Annotated in this window: 19 protein-coding genes; 7 read left to right on the top strand and 12 right to left on the bottom strand. The window is 39.7% G+C overall.

The features are described from left to right. Positions 1-469 precede the first annotated feature (469 nt). The 3 genes from BM380_RS12605 (at position 470) to BM380_RS12615 (ending at position 1,521) form a co-directional block, all read left to right on the top strand. Positions 470-643 (top strand): DUF1328 domain-containing protein, encoded by a 174-nt coding sequence (locus tag BM380_RS12605; RefSeq protein ID WP_002961939.1) that lies wholly within the window; start codon positions 470-472, stop codon positions 641-643. 47 nt (positions 644-690) lie between these two features. Then, positions 691-882, top strand: coding sequence for a hypothetical protein (locus tag BM380_RS12610; protein WP_013464127.1), 192 nt, complete (start codon positions 691-693; stop codon positions 880-882). Between the two features lie 171 nt (positions 883-1,053). Further along, the gene (locus BM380_RS12615; protein WP_008115132.1) at positions 1,054-1,521 is read left to right on the top strand and encodes a YcxB family protein; all 468 of its coding nucleotides are present in this window, start codon (positions 1,054-1,056) and stop codon (positions 1,519-1,521) included. Between the two features lie 55 nt (positions 1,522-1,576). Here BM380_RS12615 and csrA read toward each other — a convergent pair whose 3' ends face one another. From csrA to ribA, 6 genes are all read right to left on the bottom strand, one after another. Continuing rightward, on the bottom strand, positions 1,577-1,768 hold the full coding sequence (gene csrA / locus BM380_RS12620; RefSeq protein ID WP_004587515.1) for a carbon storage regulator CsrA: 192 nt from the start codon (positions 1,766-1,768) through the stop codon (positions 1,577-1,579). Positions 1,769-1,858: 90 nt separating this feature from the next. Further along, the gene (locus BM380_RS12625) at positions 1,859-3,076 is read right to left on the bottom strand and encodes an aspartate kinase (protein ID WP_090494648.1); all 1,218 of its coding nucleotides are present in this window, start codon (positions 3,074-3,076) and stop codon (positions 1,859-1,861) included. Between the two features lie 6 nt (positions 3,077-3,082). Next, positions 3,083-5,683, bottom strand: coding sequence for an alanine--tRNA ligase (gene alaS, locus BM380_RS12630; protein ID WP_090494650.1), 2,601 nt, complete (start codon positions 5,681-5,683; stop codon positions 3,083-3,085). 19 nt (positions 5,684-5,702) lie between these two features. Then, positions 5,703-6,155: a regulatory protein RecX gene (locus BM380_RS12635; RefSeq protein ID WP_008115122.1), complete on the bottom strand. Its 453-nt coding sequence runs from the start codon at positions 6,153-6,155 to the stop codon at positions 5,703-5,705. Continuing rightward, positions 6,155-6,943: a BPSS1780 family membrane protein gene (locus BM380_RS12640; protein ID WP_090494652.1), complete on the bottom strand. Its 789-nt coding sequence runs from the start codon at positions 6,941-6,943 to the stop codon at positions 6,155-6,157. Before BM380_RS12640 ends, BM380_RS12635 begins: the two co-directional genes overlap by 1 nt. A gap of 353 nt (positions 6,944-7,296) precedes the next feature. Further along, complete coding sequence (gene ribA, locus BM380_RS12645; protein ID WP_008465954.1) at positions 7,297-7,920, bottom strand: GTP cyclohydrolase II; 624 nt, start codon at positions 7,918-7,920, stop codon at positions 7,297-7,299. A 232-nt stretch (positions 7,921-8,152) separates the two neighbouring features. Here ribA and BM380_RS12650 point away from each other — a divergent pair, with 232 nt between their 5' ends. After that, a complete protein-coding gene (locus BM380_RS12650) occupies positions 8,153-9,250 on the top strand; it encodes a TonB family protein (protein WP_090494654.1) in 1,098 nt (365 codons plus the stop codon). A 40-nt stretch (positions 9,251-9,290) separates the two neighbouring features. Here the strand turns inward: BM380_RS12650 and BM380_RS12655 are convergent, their stop codons facing one another. The 3 genes from BM380_RS12655 to BM380_RS12665 form a co-directional block, all read right to left on the bottom strand. Further along, positions 9,291-9,743 (bottom strand): low molecular weight protein-tyrosine-phosphatase, encoded by a 453-nt coding sequence (locus BM380_RS12655; RefSeq protein WP_013464121.1) that lies wholly within the window; start codon positions 9,741-9,743, stop codon positions 9,291-9,293. Positions 9,744-9,809: 66 nt separating this feature from the next. Continuing rightward, positions 9,810-10,463, bottom strand: a complete 654-nt coding sequence (locus BM380_RS12660) for a glutathione S-transferase family protein (protein WP_090494655.1) — start codon at positions 10,461-10,463, stop codon at positions 9,810-9,812. Positions 10,464-10,478: 15 nt separating this feature from the next. Next, positions 10,479-10,985, bottom strand: coding sequence for a DUF3087 domain-containing protein (locus BM380_RS12665; protein ID WP_090494656.1), 507 nt, complete (start codon positions 10,983-10,985; stop codon positions 10,479-10,481). A 214-nt stretch (positions 10,986-11,199) separates the two neighbouring features. On the opposite strand from BM380_RS12665, the gene BM380_RS12670 reads away from it, so the two are divergent. After that, on the top strand, positions 11,200-12,357 hold the full coding sequence (locus tag BM380_RS12670) for a hypothetical protein (protein WP_090494658.1): 1,158 nt from the start codon (positions 11,200-11,202) through the stop codon (positions 12,355-12,357). A 252-nt stretch (positions 12,358-12,609) separates the two neighbouring features. Next, positions 12,610-15,861, top strand: coding sequence for a methyl-accepting chemotaxis protein (locus BM380_RS12675; protein WP_090494660.1), 3,252 nt, complete (start codon positions 12,610-12,612; stop codon positions 15,859-15,861). Between the two features lie 93 nt (positions 15,862-15,954). Here the strand turns inward: BM380_RS12675 and kynU are convergent, their stop codons facing one another. The 3 genes from kynU to BM380_RS12690 form a co-directional block, all read right to left on the bottom strand. Continuing rightward, complete coding sequence (gene kynU / locus BM380_RS12680) at positions 15,955-17,190, bottom strand: kynureninase (RefSeq protein ID WP_090494662.1); 1,236 nt, start codon at positions 17,188-17,190, stop codon at positions 15,955-15,957. Positions 17,191-17,192: 2 nt separating this feature from the next. Then, positions 17,193-18,026, bottom strand: coding sequence for an alpha/beta hydrolase family protein (locus BM380_RS12685; RefSeq protein WP_090494664.1), 834 nt, complete (start codon positions 18,024-18,026; stop codon positions 17,193-17,195). A 125-nt stretch (positions 18,027-18,151) separates the two neighbouring features. Further along, positions 18,152-19,453, bottom strand: a complete 1,302-nt coding sequence (locus BM380_RS12690; protein WP_090494666.1) for a metal-dependent hydrolase family protein — start codon at positions 19,451-19,453, stop codon at positions 18,152-18,154. Between the two features lie 220 nt (positions 19,454-19,673). Here BM380_RS12690 and BM380_RS12695 point away from each other — a divergent pair, with 220 nt between their 5' ends. Continuing rightward, the gene (locus tag BM380_RS12695; protein ID WP_090494668.1) at positions 19,674-21,368 is read left to right on the top strand and encodes a GGDEF domain-containing protein; all 1,695 of its coding nucleotides are present in this window, start codon (positions 19,674-19,676) and stop codon (positions 21,366-21,368) included. Positions 21,369-21,808: the final 440 nt, after the last annotated feature.

Below are 21,808 nucleotides of genomic sequence, written 5' to 3' on the forward strand. Positions count from 1 at the left end.
TATTCACCAATAGTAACAAAAACTATTCTTTTGTCTACACATTGTAAATTGGTAAAACCAATTAATCTAAAAGTAACATATCACCAATAAGGTTAACACCACCTAAAATAGCTTATTTAACCTATATATATAGATGGTAAAAATGTTCGTTATAAACAAAGAATATATAAAAACCCTAATATTCTGTAAAAACACATAAAAATATACCTAATGAGCTAATCCACTAAAAACTGCCAAAGCAAATGTTAATTGGTCTTACCAAAGTAACGACTGTAAAAACTATTTATTGTCTCATCAGACACCACTGTGAATAAGTTACAGATAAAACCGTAAAAATTACCAACCTAATATAAAGCTAAACTCAAAAAGATAAATTAAACCATTGATTTAAAACAAAATAAAATACTGGCACATTACTCGCTTATATAAAAACAACACTTTAACACTTAGATAAATCAAGGAGATGACAATGTTACGCTGGACAATTACATTTTTGGTGATCGCACTAATCGCAGCCGTTTTAGGATTTGGTGGTATTGCAGGAGCCGCAGCAGGAATTGCTAAGATCATATTTTTTATCTTTTTAGTTTTACTGGTTATTTCACTTGTCTCTGGCGCTTTACGTGGTAAAAGCCCCAGGTAGATAAGAAACAACGAACTTTTTTAAATTTATATACAAGGAATTACATTATGAAATCATCAACACTTAAAGCAGCAGCTATTGGCCTATTCGCAAGTGCATTTATTATGGGTTGTGAAGACAATCATGCAGAAGAAGCAGGTGAACGCATCGACGAAGCCGTGACAGATGTTCAAAATAAAGTAGAAGATGCCTGTGAAGAAGTAAAAGAAGGTGTCAACGCTGAAGAAACAAATTGCTAATTCAGCCCCTTTTTAAAAAGCGACCATTTGGTCGCTTTTTTTTTGTGTTTAGTATTAGTCGCCAAGTTGCTACCCATTAATTATAAACTCTGAACTATTAATTCTTTTTAAGCTGCGCATTTGCCACATAGCTTGCTAAAATGATAAAAAATAGCTTTTAAGTATAGATGCATGGTATTTACGACAACCTATAAACTCGATAAACCTTACTTTTATGAATGCTTCGACCAATCGCTGCCTTATAGTAAACGCGCGCAACCTAAATATTTTTTATTAGCACTGCTTGTTGTATTGGGATTATTTGGTATTTATGGTTTAGGAGATCATTACCTAGGTACATTTTTGCTGATGCTAGCCCTACTCGAATGCATCGCCTTTTACTATCGCCGCCCATGGTGGGTAACCAGGCAAATGCTAAGCAGAGCGTCTGGTTCTGAAGTCACTCTCACCTTCGACGAAGACGGAATAAAATCAACCAATCATTACAAAAATTACCAGTTAGCTTGGCACGACATTAACGAAATTATTACTACAGATTGTGGACTATTGTTAAAAAGTAAAAGCGGTATGCAATACATTTCTAAGGCAATACTCGACGAAGAAACGATTGATTTTATAAACAAAAAAGCCACTCAATGAGTGGCTTTTACAAATGTCATAGTTATATTAACTAGCACATTTTATACTATGTTGATTAAGCATTGCCCGGATTAGGGTTAGACTTTTCAGCTTGTATGCGCATGTAAATTTCTTCACGATGAACTGATACGTCTTTAGGTGCGTTAACACCGATACGAACTTGATTTCCTTTAACACCTAGAACAGTAACGGTTACTTCGTCACCAATCATAAGGGTCTCGCCTACTCTACGAGTTAGTATTAGCATTCTCTTGCTCCCATGTTCCAATAAAATTATAAGATTCCGCACAAACATTTTAATTAAAATTAGACTAAAAAGTAAGTAAAAACTCTCAATCTATTCATTTTCTGTTAAAAATGTCTTATGTAATGCACGAACAGCCAGCTCTAGGTATTTTTCATCTATTAAAACTGAAATTTTGATCTCTGAGGTGGCAACAAACATCACATCAATGTTTTCTTGTGCTAACGAATCAAAAAATAAACTCGCTACCCCGGAATGAGATTTCATCCCCATACCCACCGCTGACACTTTCGCCACATTGGTCAATCCGTCAATTGCCTGTGCGTCAAATTGCTGTTGCTCAGCCGTTAACAAATCAAGTGCGTTTAAGTAATCATTAAAATGCACAGTAAAAGCATAGTCGACTTTTTCAACTTTATGATTAATTTGATTAATCATATCTATTTCGATGCCATTACCAGCAAAAAGTTTCAAAACTTTTGCAAGATGTTTGGTGCCTTGCGGCATTCCATGCACCTTAATTAAGCACTCATCTCGATTAAATGCAATACCCGATACGACATTGCTTGTCACGTCGCTCTCCTCAAAACTAATTAACGTGCCTTCATCGGGTTTAAAGCTAGATAACACCCGCAGAGGAACATTGTGTTTACCAGCAGATTCTACAGAGCGAATATGTAACACTTTAGCGCCTAAACTTGCCAGCTCAAGCATTTCAGCAAAGGTGACATGACTTAAACGTCGTGCGTTAGGTTCCACACGCGGGTCTGTAGTATATACGCCATCAACATCGGTATAGATCTGACACTCATCGGCTTTTATTGCACCAGCAATTTCAACCGCTGAGGTATCGGTGCCACCACGGCCAAGCGTGGTCACGTTGCCCTCAATATCGCGCCCCTGAAAGCCGGCAATAATAGCAATACGGTTATGTTCAAGTTCATGTTTTAAACGCGTTGCCGCAACTTCTTCTACACGGGCTTTACCGAACATGTTATCGGTTAATATATTTACTTGATCGGCTAGTAAGCTTACCGCTGAATGGCCGCGTTTAATAATGGCCATCGCTAATAAAGCAATAGAGACTTGTTCACCGGTACTGAGTAATACATCGAGTTCACGACTACTCGGGCGAGAGTCGATTTGTTTGGCAAGATTAATTAAGCGATTGGTTTCTCCCGACATTGCCGAAAGCACCACCACCACTTGGTGGCCTTGTTGCTTGGTTTTAACAACAAGGTCGGCGACCGCTTCAATACGCTCTATTGAGCCTACCGAAGTGCCGCCAAATTTTTGAACTATAAGTGCCACTTAAGCTTAAGTACGCTCAGTTAACCAAGCTGTTACGCTATCAAGTGCTGCAGTTAAATTTTGTGGCTCAGAACCACCCGCTTGCGCCATATCTGGACGACCGCCGCCTTTACCACCGACTTGGCCTGCCATGTGATTAACTAACTCACCCGCTTTTACTTTGCCAGTTAAGTCTTTAGTTACACCCGCAATTAGGCTTACTTTGTCGCCGCTGGCAACACCTAAGGCAATAACACCTGAGCCAATTTTATTTTTAAGGTCGTCAACCATACCGCGAAGCGCTTTTGATTCTGTGCCCTCAACGTTGGCCACTAACAATTTAACCCCGTTAATTTCAACCACTGAATCAAGTAACGATGCACCTGCCGCACTGGCTAGTTTATCGTTAAGCTGGGCAACTTGTTTTTCAAGCCCTTTCGACTTTTCAAGCAAGGCAGTTACTTTTTCAAGCACTGACGTATTGTCACCTTTTACAAGCGCTGCAACATCAGCTAATTGTTGCTCTTGCTCGCTTACATAAGCAATTGCCTCTGCACCTGTTACCGCTTCAATTCGACGAACACCAGCAGCAATACCGCTTTCAGATACAATTTTGAATAAACCAATGTCACCCGCACGCTCTACGTGTGTACCACCACAAAGCTCGATTGAGTAATCACCAATAGTCACAACGCGCACTTCGTCATCGTACTTTTCGCCAAACAGTGCCATTGCACCTTTTGCTTTAGCATCATCAATTGCCATTAGCTCAGTGTTAAGAGCAAAGTTACGACGAATTTCGTCATTCACTACGCGCTCAATTTCGCGCAGTTCTTGTTTGGTCACCGCTTCAAAATGTGAGAAGTCAAAACGCAGACGATCTGGCTGCACAAGTGAACCTTTTTGCGATACGTGCTCACCTAAAAGCTGACGCAGTGCTTCATGCAAAATATGCGTAGCGGTGTGGTTTTTCTTAATACTGTCACGGCGCGCATCGTCAATAGTTGCATCCACTTTATCGTTAACGCCAATACGCCCTTGAACTGCTCCATGGTGAGCAAAAGCATTACCCAGTTTAGTGGTATTAGTCACCACAAACTCACCGCCGGCTACTGTGATTGTTCCGCTATCACCAATTTGACCGCCTGATTCAGCGTAAAACGGAGTACGGTCTAAAACAATAATACCTTGTTGACCATCTTCAAGTAATGATACAGCTTCGCCACCGGCAAAAATTTCTACCACTGTGCCACTGTAATGAGTGCTATCGTAGCCTTTAAAGTCAGTGTGCTTGTCTGATTTTAATTGGTCATTGTAATCAGCCCCAAACTTACCCGCTTGTTGTGCAGTTTTACGTTGTACTGCCATGCATGCTTCAAAACCTTGATGGTCAATCGTCATCTGGCGCTCACGCGCAACATCGGCTGTTAAATCAGCAGGGAAACCATAGGTATCGTAAAGCTTAAATACTAAGTCACCCGGGATCACATCCCCGGTTAAATCACTTAAGCTTTCTTCTAAAATAGCTAAACCACGCTCAAGCGTTTTACCAAACTGCTCTTCTTCAATACGTAGTACTTTTTCAATAATTTCTTGTTGCTTAGCAAGCTCTGGGTACGCTTGACCCATTTGCTCAATAAGTGCAGCAACCAATTTATAGAAAAACGCACCTTTAGCACCTAACTTATTACCGTGACGTACTGCACGACGAATAATACGACGCAATACATAACCACGGCCTTCATTTGATGGCATAACCCCATCTGAAATTAAAAATGCGCACGAACGAATATGATCGGCTACCACGCGAAGTGATTTATCATCCATATCTTGTGCATTGGTAACGCTTGCAGCGGCCGCAATTAAGCCTTGGAATAAGTCGATTTCGTAGTTTGAATGCACACCTTGTAAAATAGCTGAAATACGCTCAAGGCCCATACCTGTATCAACAGATTGCTTAGGAAGTGGCTCCATAGTCCCGTCGCTTTGACGGTTGTATTGCATAAATACTAAGTTCCAAATTTCAATGAAACGGTCACCATCTTCTTCAGGTGTGCCCGGAGGACCGCCCCAAATATGCTCGCCGTGATCATAAAATATTTCAGAACATGGACCACAAGGACCCGTATCACCCATAGACCAAAAGTTATCGCTCGTTGCAATACGAATAATACGATCTTCAGGTAAGCCTATATCGTTAGCCCAGTAGCCAAAGGCTTCTTCGTCATCATGGTAAATAGTTACTAACAGCTTTTCTTTTGGTAGTTTTACAACCTCAGTTAAAAACTCCCACGCAAATTTAATTGCATCTTGCTTAAAGTAATCACCAAAACTGAAATTACCTAGCATTTCAAAAAAGGTATGATGACGTGCTGTGTAACCTACGTTTTCTAAATCGTTATGTTTACCACCAGCGCGCACACAACGCTGCGAACTGGTTGCGCGTGTGTAAGGGCGGCTTTCAGCGCCTAAAAATACATCTTTAAATTGCACCATACCGGCATTATTAAATAACAACGTGGCATCGTTACCCGGTATAAGCGAACTAGAAGGAACAACTTGGTGTTGCTTGCTGGCAAAAAAGTCTAAAAACTGTTGCCTAATTTGTGCGGTAGTCATGTGCTGCATGTGAAAGTCTCACCTGTATTTACTGTGCTTGCATTGCAAAATTTATTTGATCATAGCTAAATCCTCGATACATTAAGTAGCGCACGCGCTTAGCTTTTTCTTTGTACTCGAGGTTTGCCGGTGTCGTTGAATATTTTTTGTTGTACGCTTCCTGCGCGAGCTCAAACCAATCTATTTCCAGCTCTTCAACCACTGTTTCAAGCAGTGCTCTATCAATCCCTTTACTCATGGCCTCACTTTGAATTCGCTTTAAGCCATGGCATTTAAATATGTGTTTTCTTACAAACCCTTCACAGTAACGCTGCTCGTTAATAAAATTGTGCTTTTCGCACCAATCAAGCAGGTTTTCTATGAACTCGTCGGTTGCTTCTCTTTGCTGTAACTTTTGGGTTAACTCTCGGCGCGAATACTCTTGCCTTCCTAGTAACCAAAGCACATAGTTTTTTAACTTTTGTTTTAACGTATCATCCATTAAGCGTCAAAGCGCCCGCTTTGCTCGCTACTGAAAGGCTTAATGTTACTGTCATCACTTGGTGGCACAACGGGCATAAAAATAGCCTGATAAGAAACAAAGAAACTAATGTAGCAAATTGGCATTAAAATCAACAGCGGTAGTAGCGATAAGAACATCGACACCACAATTAATAATGCGCAAATAATACCATAAACACTCAATGGTAAAATATTATAATAAAACACCATAAACGAACTTTTTAAGGCATTTAAAATACGTTGTTCTTTATTAAAGTAAACCAGCGGTACCGCATAGGCAAACGAAGTAAAGTATATCGACAGCGCAATTAAAAACAGTGCCACATTGGCAAACGAAATACTCTCAAGCATTTGGCTAATTGCTGTATTAGGATCTAAGTCAGGCTGCGTCATAACCGCCATCGCATCGGCAAATAACCCATTGGCGAGCAGCGCAATTAAAATACCGGCACCCATTTGATAAAGCGCTAAGCGAAATAAGCCTAACCGATTTCCTTTTGCTGAAAAGGGCTTCAAAATGTCGGCTAACATAATTTTTCCGCCTTGCTGCTTGGTAAGCACGGCTTGATAAAAACCAGCGGTTAAAAATGGTGTAGCCAATGCTGCGACTATTTGTAATAACGGCAAAAATAAAGACAACAAGCCAACAATGCCAATAAACAAGTGCATAAAGATAAAGGTTAATGGCTGAGTTTTAAAAATTAGCCAACCCGCTTTAAACCATTTTAATGCCGCATCCGCTTTAAAAATTCGTAATTGTGTAGACATACTTGCTCTTAATTAAAACAAAACACGCCGAGTATAACTCGGCGTTGGTTGGTATTACAGAGGTGGCGGCGATAAATGCCGTTAATATTAGGGTCTGTTGACCTTTGCGGATTAAAATTTGTTCAAACTAGGGGCGATTTAATCGCGGCGCGAGGTTTGTAACCTAGTGGGCTAAGTAAAAACCGAGCAACAAAGAGTAAATCGCCCCTAGGCAGAACCCTTCGGGCAACGCCTGTTTGGCATTGATGCTGCGTTATCGCCTATTTATGGGGAATAACCACACCACATAGGCTCTGCCTTGCCTAAATACCAAACAGACTGCTGCAAATTTAACCTTGAAAGGTCAACAGACCCTAAGGTTTTTTAATTTTCTTAATATCTAGCATATGAGAGCCATGCTTAATTTTAGTCTCTAAATACGCCTTGTTACCTGAAAGCCCAGCTTTAATGTGTGCATGAGTGCCCACAACAGAGTCCACCTCTATGCCAGCATCTTTTAATGCGTTAAGCTTTTTAGGATTGTTAGTCATTAATTTTACATGCTTTAAATTGAGCGCATTGAGCATTAATACAGCATCCGAAAAATCACGTAAATCATCAGCAAAGCCCAAATGATTGTTGGCCTCGTAAGTGTTCATACCTTGTGACTGCAGTACATACGCATCAATTTTATTGTATAAACCAATACCACGCCCTTCTTGGCGTAAATAAAGTAAAATACCGCCTTGTTCGTGCATCATTTCAATACACTCATTTAACTGCTCACCGCAATCACAACGTGACGAGTGAAACACATCACCGGTTAAGCATTCAGAATGCATACGAATAAGCGGAACATCTTGCTCGGTATCGGCGTTTTTAAACACTAACGCAACATGCTCTTGGCCATCTTTTAAGCCACTAAAGGAAATAATTTCTGCAGGAATATCACTATTTTTGCCAACATTAAGCTGGACTCTTGCTCTTACTTGCGCCACGACCAATCCAAATATTAAAAAACTACGACACGATAAAGTGATAATATCACAAAATAGGTTAAATACACCGTAGTACAAGACTGTTTATGGCAAATATATGGCGACGGTAGCGACTATTTTCAATCTTAAACCGCAAATATATTACTAGCGAGCGTTTACCTTGATTTACCTAAAGTGATGACATATACACAAGGATTTGCTAATTTGTTATCGACAAATAATAGGGATCATTATGAAATTAAACAAACTTGCATTACTGATGGGCTTAGGTTTACCTGTATTGAGCACCACGTCATTTGCCGAACAAACAAATAACGCTCAAGCCGTTTTCAACAACGCGTATCAAAATTACTTAAATGCGATTAAAACCAAAGAAAATGTGCAACAAGCCGCGGAGCAGGCTTACACATTAGGTAAAACTGTTTACGGTGAAAATGCTGATAACACCGCAAACTTAGCGATTAACTATGCAAAATCAATTAATCGATACGGTAAACAGTGGATTGAAAAGCGTTTTTCGCTCTATCAACAAGCCTATACTATTTTAGTTGATAACCATGGTAAGCAATCGCCTGAAACCATTGATGCTTTAGTCGGTATGGCTAGTTTTGCTCCTTCTGCTCAAAAAGCGGATTATTATTTAGAGCAAGTGATAGCAATCGCAAACACACAAAACAACCCTAAGTTTGTGGCTGATATGAAACTAGAAGCGGCAACCATACTAGCTAATAAATTCAGCTATGAAAAATACCGAGAAGCTAAAAACTACCTAGAAGAAGCCGATGAGTATTATCTGGCTAACTTACCTAAAAACTCAGTTGAACAAATAAAAGCTGATTTTTTAATGGCGTCATTTGCGGAAGGTCGAAAAAGATACGATCAAGCAATAGAACGACTTAACCGTGTAGTAAATGTGTTTGATGAAAGCTTAAGTTACGATCACAACGCCGAGCTTACCGCACACTCAAGGTTAATTGGCTTGTATGAAAAACAAGGCAAAAGTGATGAAGCCACCAAACACTGCATCGCGATTGCTAAAATGGTGCCGTGGAAAGAAAGCCAAGAACAAACGCCGCTATACCGCGTTAACCCTAAATACCCTAAAAACAAGGCGCGATTTAGTAAAGATGGCAGTGTAGTTATGGAGTTTGAAGTAGATGAGTCTGGCTTTGTAAAAAATCCGCAAGTAATTAGTTCTGAAGGTGGCGTGGCCTTTGAAAAATCGGCAGTAGAAGCATTAGCGCAATGGCGTTATGCACCTAAATTTGAACATGGAAAAGCGGTTGCAGCAACTTCCAAAGTACAGCTCGATTTTAAAGTAAACCGTTAATAACATACCAAAGGCGCGTTGAGCGCCTTTTTAGTTTATTCTACTTTAACTTAGCTAAAATGTTATCGCTGGCGGCCTCTATTAAATCAAGTACCTTTTCAAAGCCATCATCACCGCCATAGTAAGGATCGGGAATTGCGCTTTGTGTTTGCTCGCCATACTCTAAAAATAACGCCAACTTATATTGCAAATGCTCGGGGCAGCGTGCGGTTAGATCCGTCAGGTTTTGTTTATCGGCTGCTAAAATTAAATCAAACTCGCTAAAATCACTACTGCGCACCTTGCGTGAAAAAATACCTTTAAAACTATAACCACGTTTCTCGCCAGCTTGCATAGAGCGTTTATCTGGCGGATTACCTTCATGATGACCAATAGTCCCAGCCGAGTCCACTAGCAAATCAATGCCTAACTCTTTAGCGCGAGCTTTTAATACCGCCTCAGCCGTCGGTGAGCGACAAATATTACCCAAACAAACAATCAGTACTTTTTTCAATGATAGCTCCTTTATTGTTTAAGATTTTGTAAAATAAGCGACATTCCAGTCACCAACATTAAAAAGCTACTTAAGCGAGGCTAATATTTTTTGCTCGCCTTCAAGCATTGTGTGCATGGCAGTGCCCTGTTTTACACGGCTATGCAATGCTGCAAGATTAGGCCAGCGCGACTCATCAAGTTGCTCACCACCATGCTCCATATTCATTAACTGGCAGCTCACAGCAATGTCGGCAAGGGTTAAGCTCTCGCCAACAAAAAACTCGTTATCCCCTAAATAACCTTCTAAATAATCAAATAAAGGCGGTAGTTTTTCATTTAATGCACTTTGCACTAAGGCTTCATCGGTTGGCTTTTGCATTGTGGGAGCAATAATACGTTGCTGAAACACCGTAAATGTTGCAAAAGGAGCCAGCTCGTAATCTGCGTATTTTTCTAACCAGCGAACGGCTGCACGTTGCTCTATAGTATCACCGAGTAAGGACGCTGAATTAGGGTGTTTTTCATCAAGATATTGGCAAATAACGCTAGAATCCGCCAAACTTAACTCGTCGTCTTTTAGCGCCGGAATTCGCCCTAGAGGGTTCAGTTCTAAAAACCAATCAGGTTGATTAAACGGCGAGACTATTTCGAGTTTATAGTCTAGTTGTTTATGCGCTAAACATACACGCACTTTACGTACATAGGGAGAAAGCGGGACACCATAGAGAATTATGCTCATTGTGATTCCTATAAATTAAAACTGCTTTAAAATTGCGTCATCGTAGTCATCGGCATTAAGAGTTAAATTATATTTAGACGCAACGCTATCTAACTCGGCTTGTTTAATCGCTAAATCATCCATGGTGATGGTGTTATCGTCAAGCTGCCATAACAAGCGTGAACCTGCATAACTATAGTGAATGGCCAATAGCGCATCAGGATTACCTTCACGTCCCGCCGCTTTAAGCTTTGCCATCTTGCGGGTAATTTTATTAAGCGCTTGCTTAAGCTCCCATACATACACCACCTCGGTCATAAAAGGATGTGTACGGTATTTATTTAACAACCAGCCAATACCAATACTAGTAACAATAACGCCTAATAAGTTCCAATGAAAATGACTACCACTTTCATCGGGGAATAATGCAATAAGCGTTTGTGAAATAGCTAAACTACCAATCGCTAAGCTTGCGGCACAACCGACTATAACGCGGTTTAAATGTTTACGATAACGAGCTTTATCTATTTGAATAAGTTGCATAGTTGCCTAAAATTAAAAAACTAAAAAATACACAGCCACCATTGTAGCTAAACCCACCACAGAGTTTCGACTCTTTTTAATAAAATACCCGTAGTTTTTGATTTAACGCCGGTTTTATACTGCTTGCAACATAAAACCAACCAACGATTTTATTTGCACCCACTTATTAGGCATAGGATAGTAGACAACAAATACGACTCAGTTTAGGACCATCATGATAAAAACACTGATTACTGCAAGCTTAATTTTTTCTTCTTCTAATGCGTTAGCTAATTTAAACACACCGCTAACCCCAGAAGAATTGCGAATTGAAAAAGCCAGCCAAGCGATGCCTAGCGTGCTAAGCGCTTTTGCCAGCGAAGTTAATCAATTTGAGCAGCAATTCAAGTCACTCTCAAGCTATGCACAAGCCGTAGATGCCGTTAATGACTACTCAAAACGATTATGGTTTAGTGCAAAAAAACGCATCGCTACAACGCAAAACTTAGATGATCGCGCACTTTACTGGGCTCGCTTACAATCAAGCAAAATTATTCGCACCACAAAGCCTGCATTTTCGCTGAGCGCGGCGCAGCAAACAGTGTTATTAACACTTCTAGAGAATGGCAGCCGGGGTCGCACCGATCTTAGCTACTCACAAAACACCTCTAAAAAAATATTATTAACTGGATTTGACCCGTTTTTACTTGATAGAAATATAAACCAAAGCAACCCATCGGGTGTTGCAGCACTGCTTCTTGATGGCCAAGTAATTAACTATAAAGGTATTAGTGCTGAAATAAACACAGTGATGGTGCCTGTGCGTTATGAAGACTTTGATCACGGTATTATAGAATCCTTACTTGCCCCTTATTACGCACTTAATAATGTTGATATGGTGGTTACCGTTAGCATGGGTAGTAAAGACTTTGACCTTGAGCGCTTTCCAGGCAAGCGCCGCAGTGTAACAGCGCCCGACAACGCCAATGTAGTGTATGGAGGCAGTAAAACAGCGCCGCTCATTCCAAGCTTGAACGACCGCCCATTACCAGGTACTGAGTTTGTAGAATTTAGCTTACCCGTTAGCGCTATGTTAAGCGCAAAAGGCCCTTTTCCTATTAATGATAACCATCATGTTATTACCCTAAAAAAAGACTTTGAGCCTAATAGTTTCGATGAATTAAAAGACGCTATTGCAGTGCGAGGCGGTGGCGGTGGTTATTTGTCTAACGAAATTTCGTATCGCAGTATTCGCCTGCGAAATCAGCTAAATTCAGATATTCCGACAGGGCATATTCACACCCCACGAATTGCTCAGTTTGAACCCGAAACTGAAGCTAAAATAGTAAAGCAAATTCAAACTATGTTAGAGCGCAGCTTAGTCGCACTCTAACATCGTTTGCTTTTTCAACTTCAACGTTAGAACGACTATTAATTAATAAACGTAGGAGCACTTAAATGCTTCTACGTTTTTTTGCTTTAAACCGCTAAAAAAGCATGCTGAAATTACATTAAAATTAAAAGCGCTCTGTATCAATCTCGGCTATTTTATAATAAAAACTCATTACTTTAATTATTAACTAGATCTTCACAAATTGTGTTCTATGCTCATTTGAGGTACAAACCTTATTACAGGGACATAGTAATGCTCACAATTAATCACTTTTTTAATTCTTTAAATTTAACAAAAAAACTTATTTCCGCCTTTTTAATTGTTGCTCTAGTGCCAATAGCAATAATTATCACGGTCACTATCAATACAGCGTCAAACTCGATGACTGAACAGGTTTATTCCCGTTTAGATGCGGTGAGTGAAGTAAAACAAAGCGCTGTTAAGCGCTACTTTAACAATATTGAAAATAAACTAAATGCGCTGCAAGCAAATCCAGAAATGGCCACTATTGCGACAAAGTTTATAGCAGGATTTAATGATATCTCCCCTTCAGATTCATCAGCGTCGCTAAATCGCTTTTATGAAGAGTCTTTTACCCCAAAATTTAAACAGCTAAACCCAACAAATACAGTCTCTTCATCTCTATTAGAGCAAATGAATCCAAAAAGTATTGAGCTGCAATCTCGTTATCTAGCTAATAACCCAAATCTAATTGGTGAAAAACAAAAACTAACCACCACAGAGCAATCAGACAGTTACGAGCAAGCGCACCGCCAATATCATCCTTATCTACGCGATATGACTAATATAAATAAGTTCTACGATATTTTTATTATCGACCCAGCAAATGGCAATATTGTTTACTCTGTTTATAAAGAAGTCGACTTTGCAACATCGCTGCAAACAGGCCCCTACGCTGATAGTAATTTAGCGAGCTTGTTTCAACAATTAAAAGACAGCAACGACCCACAAGCAATTGCATTTGCAGATTATAAACAGTACTCCCCTTCATATAACGCCCCTGCCAGCTTTATAGGTAAGCCTATTGTTGTTGATGGTAAAACAATTGCTATTTTAGCCGCCCAATTATCGATTGAAGATGTCAATTCAATCATGAAAGAACGTGGCGGGTTGGGCGAAAGCGGAGAAACCTACCTTGTAGGTCCTGAGGGGTTAATGCGCTCTGACTCTTATATTGACCCGAAAAATCATTCTGTAGAAAGCTCATTTAGAAACCCAAATAAAGGCACAGTAAATACCTTATCTGTAATCAAAGCACTGAGAAATGAAAAAGGACAACATGTTATAAATGATTATAACAATGAAATGGTGCTATCTGCATTTGCACCTGTAAATGTATTTAATGTTCGCTGGGCACTCATAGCAGAAATGGACGAACAAGAAGCTTTTGAGTCGATAACAACACTTTCCCAACAACTCATTGTTATTCTTTTTATCACTATTTTTATTGTTACTATTGCCGCATATTGGTTTGCGAGAACACTAACAAAACCTGTACATGCACTGGCTGATACAATGAAAAAAGTGGAGCAACAAGGTGACTTTTCATTACGAGCAACTGTCTATTCAAATGATGAAATAGGAGTCAGCACTCAAGCATTTAATACTCTTTTAAATGCACTACAGCTATCAATTAGTGAAACAAACCGTGTTATGAATCAAATGGCTGCGGGTAAATTTGATCAACGTATTGAAGCACCATGTCGAGGGGAATTAGATACGTTAAAACAAGCAACCAACGATTGCGCAAGTTCACTAAACGGAGCAATAAACGAATTAAATACCATTGCGATTGCTATGGCTGATGGTCAATTTGATATTCAAATTAATGCCTCAATGTCAGGCGAGTTAGGCACCTTAAAAAGTAATATTAACGAGTCGCTTTCTTCAATAAATAACACAATGAATAGTATCGTCGATATTATGGCTAACGTAGAACAAGGTAATTTTAAAGAACAAATCACCTATCCAGCGAAAGGAAAACTTGCGCAACTAAAAGACAGCGTCAATAACTCAGTTAGTAGTTTAAGTATTGCCATAGATGGGATTAGTGACGTTATGAGTGCATTACGACAAGGCCAGTTTTCTGCGCAATTAGAGGCCCCCTTAGCTGGCCAGCTTGATATTTTAAAACAAGATATTAATTCCAGTATGGCTAATTTAAATAATGTAATGAATGAAATAGGTGAAGTCATGACCTTTGTTAGTCAAGGTGACTTTAAAAAGATGATAAAAGGTGAAGCCAGCGGTCAACTTGAGCAGTTAAAAAGTAACATCAATACATCAATCACTGCTATTGATACTGCTTTAACTGAAATTTCATCAGTCATGCTAGCAATTAGTCAGGGGCGTTTTGATCATACTATTTCATCGGCTATGACAGGCCAACTAAATAGTTTAAAAACAGATATAAACCATTCAGTAACTAACCTCGAACGTGTCATAAACGACCTCAACCAAGTAATGGCTGCGATGGCAAACGGCGATTTTTCTCATCAATTAAAACAGCCATTACAAGGCCAGTTGGAAGATTTAAAAAATAATGTTAATGAGTCTACCTCATTAGTTTCATTGGCAATAAATGAAGTCAGTAGCGTTTTATCAAACTTAGCTAAAGGTGACCTTACCAAAAATATAGAGGGACAATATCAAGGCGTATTCGATACCCTTAAAAGCGACACCAACGCGACTATCGATAAATTAACTAATGTCATTCAAGAAATTCAAGTGTCGGCTAGTCAAGTTATGCAAAATGCGGGTGAAATAGCTTCAAGTAATACTGAAATAAGCAAACGCACAGAAGAGCAAGCAGCCAACCTTGAAGAAGCAAGCTCAAGTACTGAGCAAATGCTAGATGAGCTAACTAAAGTATCTGAACAATCAAAAAGTGCCGTGGCATTGGCAAGCAATGCAGAGCAAATTGCTGAAGAAGGAAATCGCCTATCAATACAAACCGTTAGCGCGATTGATGACGTGAATGAAGCCAGTAAAGACATTAACGAAATACTTACGGTTATTGACAACCTCGCTTTTCAAACAAACTTGCTATCACTTAATGCCGCCGTGGAAGCTGCTAGAGCTGGCGATCATGGAAGAGGCTTTGCAGTAGTCGCTAATGAAGTAGGTGATTTAGCGGGGCGTAGTGCTAAATCGGCAAAGCAAATAAAAAGTATTATTGTAAATAGTAATCAAAAAATAGCGCTTGGGACGGAATTAGCAGACACCTCAGGGAAGAAATTAAAACACATAATGCAAGCTGTTAGCGATGTTAATAAAAATATCATACATATAGCGCATTCAACCTCCGCACAAGAGCAAGCGATTAAAGAGGTTAACCTTGTTGTACAACGTTTAACCGGTTTAACCCAAGCAAACTCGGCTATTACAGAAGAAACAATGGCGGCAGCACGTCAAATGGCAGAACAAGCTACCGAGATGAGAGTGCAACTCAATTACTTTAATCTAAAAAAAGAGCAACAATAGACTAAAGGCGCTGCAAGTTATTTTGCTAACACGATGCCTTTTTTAACTTAAGTAATTCAATGAGCCATTATTGAATAATGGCTCATCATAACGTTACGTTACTTTACCTGCTAAATTAAAACGTGGCTGAGTATATAGCTGGGTTTTAACCACCTCAGCCAAAATCGTGACCGCATTCCATATATCTTCAAATGAGGTATAAAGAGGTGTAAAACCAAAGCGTAATATATTGGGCGCACGAAAATCAGCAACAACCCCTTTTTCAATTAACGCTTGGCATATAGCGAACGCGTCTGTATGTGAAAACGCCAATTGGCTACCTCTTTGACAGGCATTTTCAGTAGAGCATAAACGCAAATCACTTAAGCATGAATGTGTTTGTAGCAATTTAATAAATACCTCGGCAAGTGCAATCGACTTTTCTCTTATTTGAGAAATGTCTACGTTTTGCCATACATCAAGGGCGGCATCTAACGCACTCATAGCAATTACACTGGGTGTGCCACACAAATACTGATTTATATTATCAGCGCCCTGATATTCAGCATTAAAAGCAAATGGTTTAGCATGACCCATCCAACCTGATAGTGGCTGCTTTACACTAGCCTGATGACGTTTTGCCACATATAAAAATGCGGGCGAGCCCGGGCCGCCGTTTAAGTATTTGTAGCCACAGCCAACAGCAAAATCTGCATTACAGTTATCGAGCTCAACCGGTAAAGCCCCCGCGCTGTGGGCTAAATCCCATATCACTAAAATGCCTTTTTCGTGGGCAAGCTTGGTCAGCTTTTGCATATCTAATAGCTGCCCGGTTCTAAAGTTTACCTGCGTTAATAGCAGCACCGCCACTGAATCGCTAAGGCTTTGTTCAATGTGTTGCTCTGCTACTAATTTAAGCTGACATAAGTCAGGGCCTAATAAGTCACTTAACCCTTGTACCATGTATAAGTCGGTTGGAAAGTTATCTTGCGTGGATAACACCACATTTCGGCCAGGGCTTAACGATAACGCACTACTTAACAGCTTGAACAAGTTAACTGAAATAGAGTCACAACAAATCACTTGGCCTTTTGCAGCACCAATAATCGGCGCTATTTTATCTCCTACCTGAGTGGGTAAATCAATCCATTGGTGATCGTTCCAACTTCTAATTAAGTGACTACCCCATTGTTGATTTACCACCTCTGCCACGCGCGACTTAACGGCTTTAGGTAAAGCACCCAGTGAATTACCATCGAGATAAATAGTGTCTGCGGGTAAATCAAATTCATCGCGTTTATTAGCCAGCGGGTCGGCTTTATCAAGCGCTACAATCTCATTAAAATTCATTTTTATATCTCATTTAAATTTTTTATTAGTGTACTAAATGCCTCAGTTCCTGGGTGGATCCAATCAAAATGCCCCACGCCTTCGATCATCACCACCGGGCGTTTAAGCTGCGCTAAATTAAAAGCGGGGACAATGGCATCTTTGTCGCCTTGTAAAATAATGCTTTGGGGATGAAGTGGCTGCTCACTCGGGTTAGCTTGCGTGTAAGCCTTAGGTTTATCAGTTGGCATACCTTGCATAAAATCTTTTGTCACTTTTTGACAGCTGTTATTACCACGTGCATATGCTTTTATATCAGTGATAGGGGCTAAGCCAATAACGCCTTTAAGCTGGCTTATTTCACCACCTGCAAGCAGTGCTAAATGTCCACCAGCAGAGTGCCCTACAGCAACCGAGTCAGCTAATTTAAACTCGCCATTATTGTAAGTACTTGCCGCTAAAATACCGGCTTTTATATCATTAAATGTGACAGGCCAGCCACCACCGCTTGTACCACTTCTTCGATACTCTAATGACCACACGTTAAAGCCAGCTTGTGCAAGCCCCGTACTTAACGCATACGTGTGTTTAATATCGTACTCACTAAGCCAACAGCCACCATGGAGTAAAATAACTAACGGCGTTTGCACCAGTGCTTGCTTTGCGCGCCAAAGTAATGCGTACTGTGACTCATCACTGCCGTAGGCTATTTTTTCATCGGCTAAGTTAAATCCCAATGAAGCCACTTTTGCATAAGCTACATCATTTTCAACATCAGGAAATTGAACTGGTTGCTGCGAGGCACTATTTGCTAACAAAGGCCATACACTAAAAAATAAAACCACTAAGCTCTTCAAAATAAACTACTTCCTTTTTACCTAAAAACGGTATAACAAAATAACGCTGGTCAATCGTCTACAAACATTTTGTTGTACGACCTACCAGCGCTATAACGTCATTCATAATAAAATAAATATAGTGTTTATTGTTGTTTGAAAATTACGCCTTCTTTCATCACAAAATCAACATCCATTAAAGCGCTAATATCGCTAAGTGGGCTGGAATCTAAGGCAATAATATCGGCAAACTTACCAGGCTCTATAGTGCCTAAACTCTGGCTCATATCAATTAAATCAGCAGCATTGACGGTTGCCGACTTTAAAATATCGGAGGTACTCATACCGGCTTCATACATCAATACGGCTTCTTTTGCGTTAATACCATGCTTTGATACGCCACTGTCAGTGCCAAAGGCAATTTTAACGCCGGCTTTGTAAGCCTTAGTAAAGTTGTTGAGCATATCACCCCCCACTCTCGTTGCTTTAGCCTTAATAGGTGCAGACATAAAATCTGAATTTTTTGCCATATTAACCACAGTATCGCCAGCTAATAACGTTGGTACAAGGTAAGCGCCGGTTTCTTTAAAGAGCTTAATGCCCTCTTCATCGGTGTAACTGCCGTGTTCAATACTATCAACCCCTGCACGAAGTGCGGCATTAATACCTTGTGCAGCATGGGCATGGCTTGCTACTTTTCGTCCTAACCCATGTGCAGTTTTTACAATGGCTTTTAGCTCATCGTCTTCCATTTGTTGACCTGTCCCCGTGGTGGTATCAGAAAGTACACCACCTGTAGAGGCCACTTTAATTAAATCCGCCCCATACTTAATTGCATAACGTGTTTTTTTACGACACTCAACTGCGCCATCACACACTGTTGGTGGCGTTTTTATGGTGAGTAAATCAGGACTCATACCATCAACATCTAAATGCCCACCAGTAATAGTAACTCCAGCACCGGCAATAATACGCGGACCATTAACCCAACCATTCGCCACCCCTTTTCGTAATGCGTACATTTGCTCGCTTTGGCTACCTACATCACGCACGGTGGTAAATCCCGCCATTAGGGTTTTATTAGCAAAATGTACACTGCGCATTGCTACATCTGCATCAGACATTTCAACCAGTTCTTTTTTATTATCTGGCCCAAGCTCACCTTGTAAATGCACATGCATATCCATGAGCCCTGGCATAACAAAGCTGGTCGATAAATCGATTAATTGGGCATCATCACCAAATCGAGATGCCGGTAAAAAACCAGCGGATACAGACACTATTTTGCCATTTTCTATTACTACAGTTTGTTTTTGCTGTGATTTTTCGCCAGGGACGCTTAATAGCTCTCCCGCATGAATCACTTTAGTATTGGCTTGTGCACTGCTGGCGCAAAAATTTGCGGCTAAAAAAATCGAGGTAATAACACTCAATCGAAATATGCTCATGAAAATCTCCAATGATTCGTTTTTCGTTAACAACAACGAAACAACGTTAAAATATTGTTATCCAACCAATACCTTATCAGGAAAGTCACAAAAACAAACCTGAAATACGTTTTTAGTAAAAATTCTGACCACTATTTACACTGCCTTCAAACGGAAAAAATAAAAGAAGATGTCTATACTCAACCATATTGTTGTAATACTTTTCATATGTAGGGAGCTTATGGATATTAAAGACATAAATATAGCACTGCTAGAAAAATGCAACTTTCTTTTAATGGTATTTGATAACCATCATCAGCTCAGTTATCTCTCAGATGGGTGGTCAGAGCTAAATATTACAACCAAAAACATGCCAACCATTGAAAGCCTGTATGCCTGTTGTACAACTCAAAGCAAAACACTATTACAACAACAAATTCTCGCACTAAAATCGCAACATAATGAGTTAGACCAATTTGATATTGAGCTCACATTTGCAACCGATTACTCTATTAAACTGAATTGCTGCTTACATAATGTGGATCAAAACCAACACCAATATATGGTTTTAGTTTTTAACCAGCATTTTGCCCAAGTGTCCTCTGTTATTAGTAATAACGAATTACAAACCATCATAGAAAACGCAGGCGAAGTTTTAAAAGTAGGTTATTGGCAGCTCGACTGTAATAGCAACCAATTATTTTGGACCGATGAAATTTACACTATCCATGGTGTTTCCCCTAGTCGCTATTCACCACAGTTAGATACTGCAATAAACTTTTATCATGCAGATGATAAGCCCAAAATAGCCAGCGCTGTCGAAAATGCGCTTTTAACTGGGCAAGAATGGAGTTGTATAAAATTACGTGTTGTAGATGACGACCAACAAGAACGCACGGTAATATCAAGCGGTAACGTATCAAGAAATAAAAATGGTGAAATTACTAAGCTATATGGCATTTTTCAGGATATAACAGGAAGTGAAAAAATAGCCCTTGAACGAGACTTTTTAGTCACTGCACTCAAAGAAACTACGGTAGGAATGGTCATTGCCGATAAAAATAAGCATGTTATTTGGGTTAATGGATCATTCGAAAAAATGACAGGGTATAGCCTTTTTGAAGTCGAAGGAAAAAAGCTCGGCTCTATTTTACAAGGTGAAAACACTGATTTAAAAACGATAGCTAAACTTAAAACTCATCTCAAAAAAGGGCTACCTATAAGCACCCGAATTTTAAACTACACCAAAAGTGGGGAACCCTATTGGAATGAGTTGGCAATATCGCCGATTTATAGAGATGGAAAAATCGCTTATTACTTTGCGGTGCAAAACGATGTAAGCAAAGAAATAAACATAGAACACAAACTCATAGCCCTTAATACTAGTTTAGAGCAACGAATACAGGCGCGCACTCAAGAGCTATTTACACTTAACAAAGAGTTAGAAAAACAGGCTAATGTAGACCCACTTACAGGATGTTTAAATAGGCGAACCTTATACAGGTTTCTTACCGATGAGCTATTAAAAACACAAGATGAAAATACCTATATTTCATTATTAATGCTCGATATAGATCACTTTAAAGCTATAAATGATAACTACGGCCACGAAGCTGGAGATAAGGGTTTAAAAGAACTCGCTAATATTTTACATGGCCTCACCAGAAAAAATGACGCCGTATTTCGCCTTGGCGGTGAAGAGTTTTTAATTATTATGCCTAACACAAACAAAGCCGAAGCTAAGCAAGCCGCTGAGCGTATTAAAAACGCAGTGAATGAACATAAAGTTTACTATCGTAATAAAAATATTAGCTTTACTCTCAGTATTGGACTGCTTACCCACGATGGCACAATTAGCCTACAAAGCAGCTTAAAATACGTTGATGACTATTTATACGAGGCAAAAAATAGTGGTCGAAATAAAATTGTTGATTGACTCGCTATAAGACGGATTGTTTTAAATCAATTCGTAAAAATTTAAAAGGTCATATAAGCTAAATACTTAAGCACAATAATTTAGCTTAAATTTTCAACAGTAGATAAATTCGTAAATAAAAATACACTTTAAGCAAATTGACATTAAACGCGTATTTTTTCATTTTATACTAGGGTCTGTTGACCTTTGCGGATTAAAATTTGTTCAAGCTAGGGGCGGTTTAATCGCGGCGCGAGGTTTGTAACCTAGTGGGCTAAGTAAAAACCGAGCAACAAAGAGTAAATCGCCCCTAGGCAGAACCCTTCGGGCAGCGCCTGTTTGGTATTGATGCTGCGTTATCGCCTATTTATGGGGAACAACCACACCACATAGGCGCTGCCTTGCCTAAATGCCAAACAGACTGCTGCAAATTTAACCTTGAAAGGTCAACAGACCCTAGC

Origin of the sequence: Pseudoalteromonas sp. DSM 26666 (assembly GCF_900116475.1) — a bacterium.
GTDB lineage: Bacteria > Pseudomonadota > Gammaproteobacteria > Enterobacterales > Alteromonadaceae > Pseudoalteromonas > Pseudoalteromonas tetraodonis.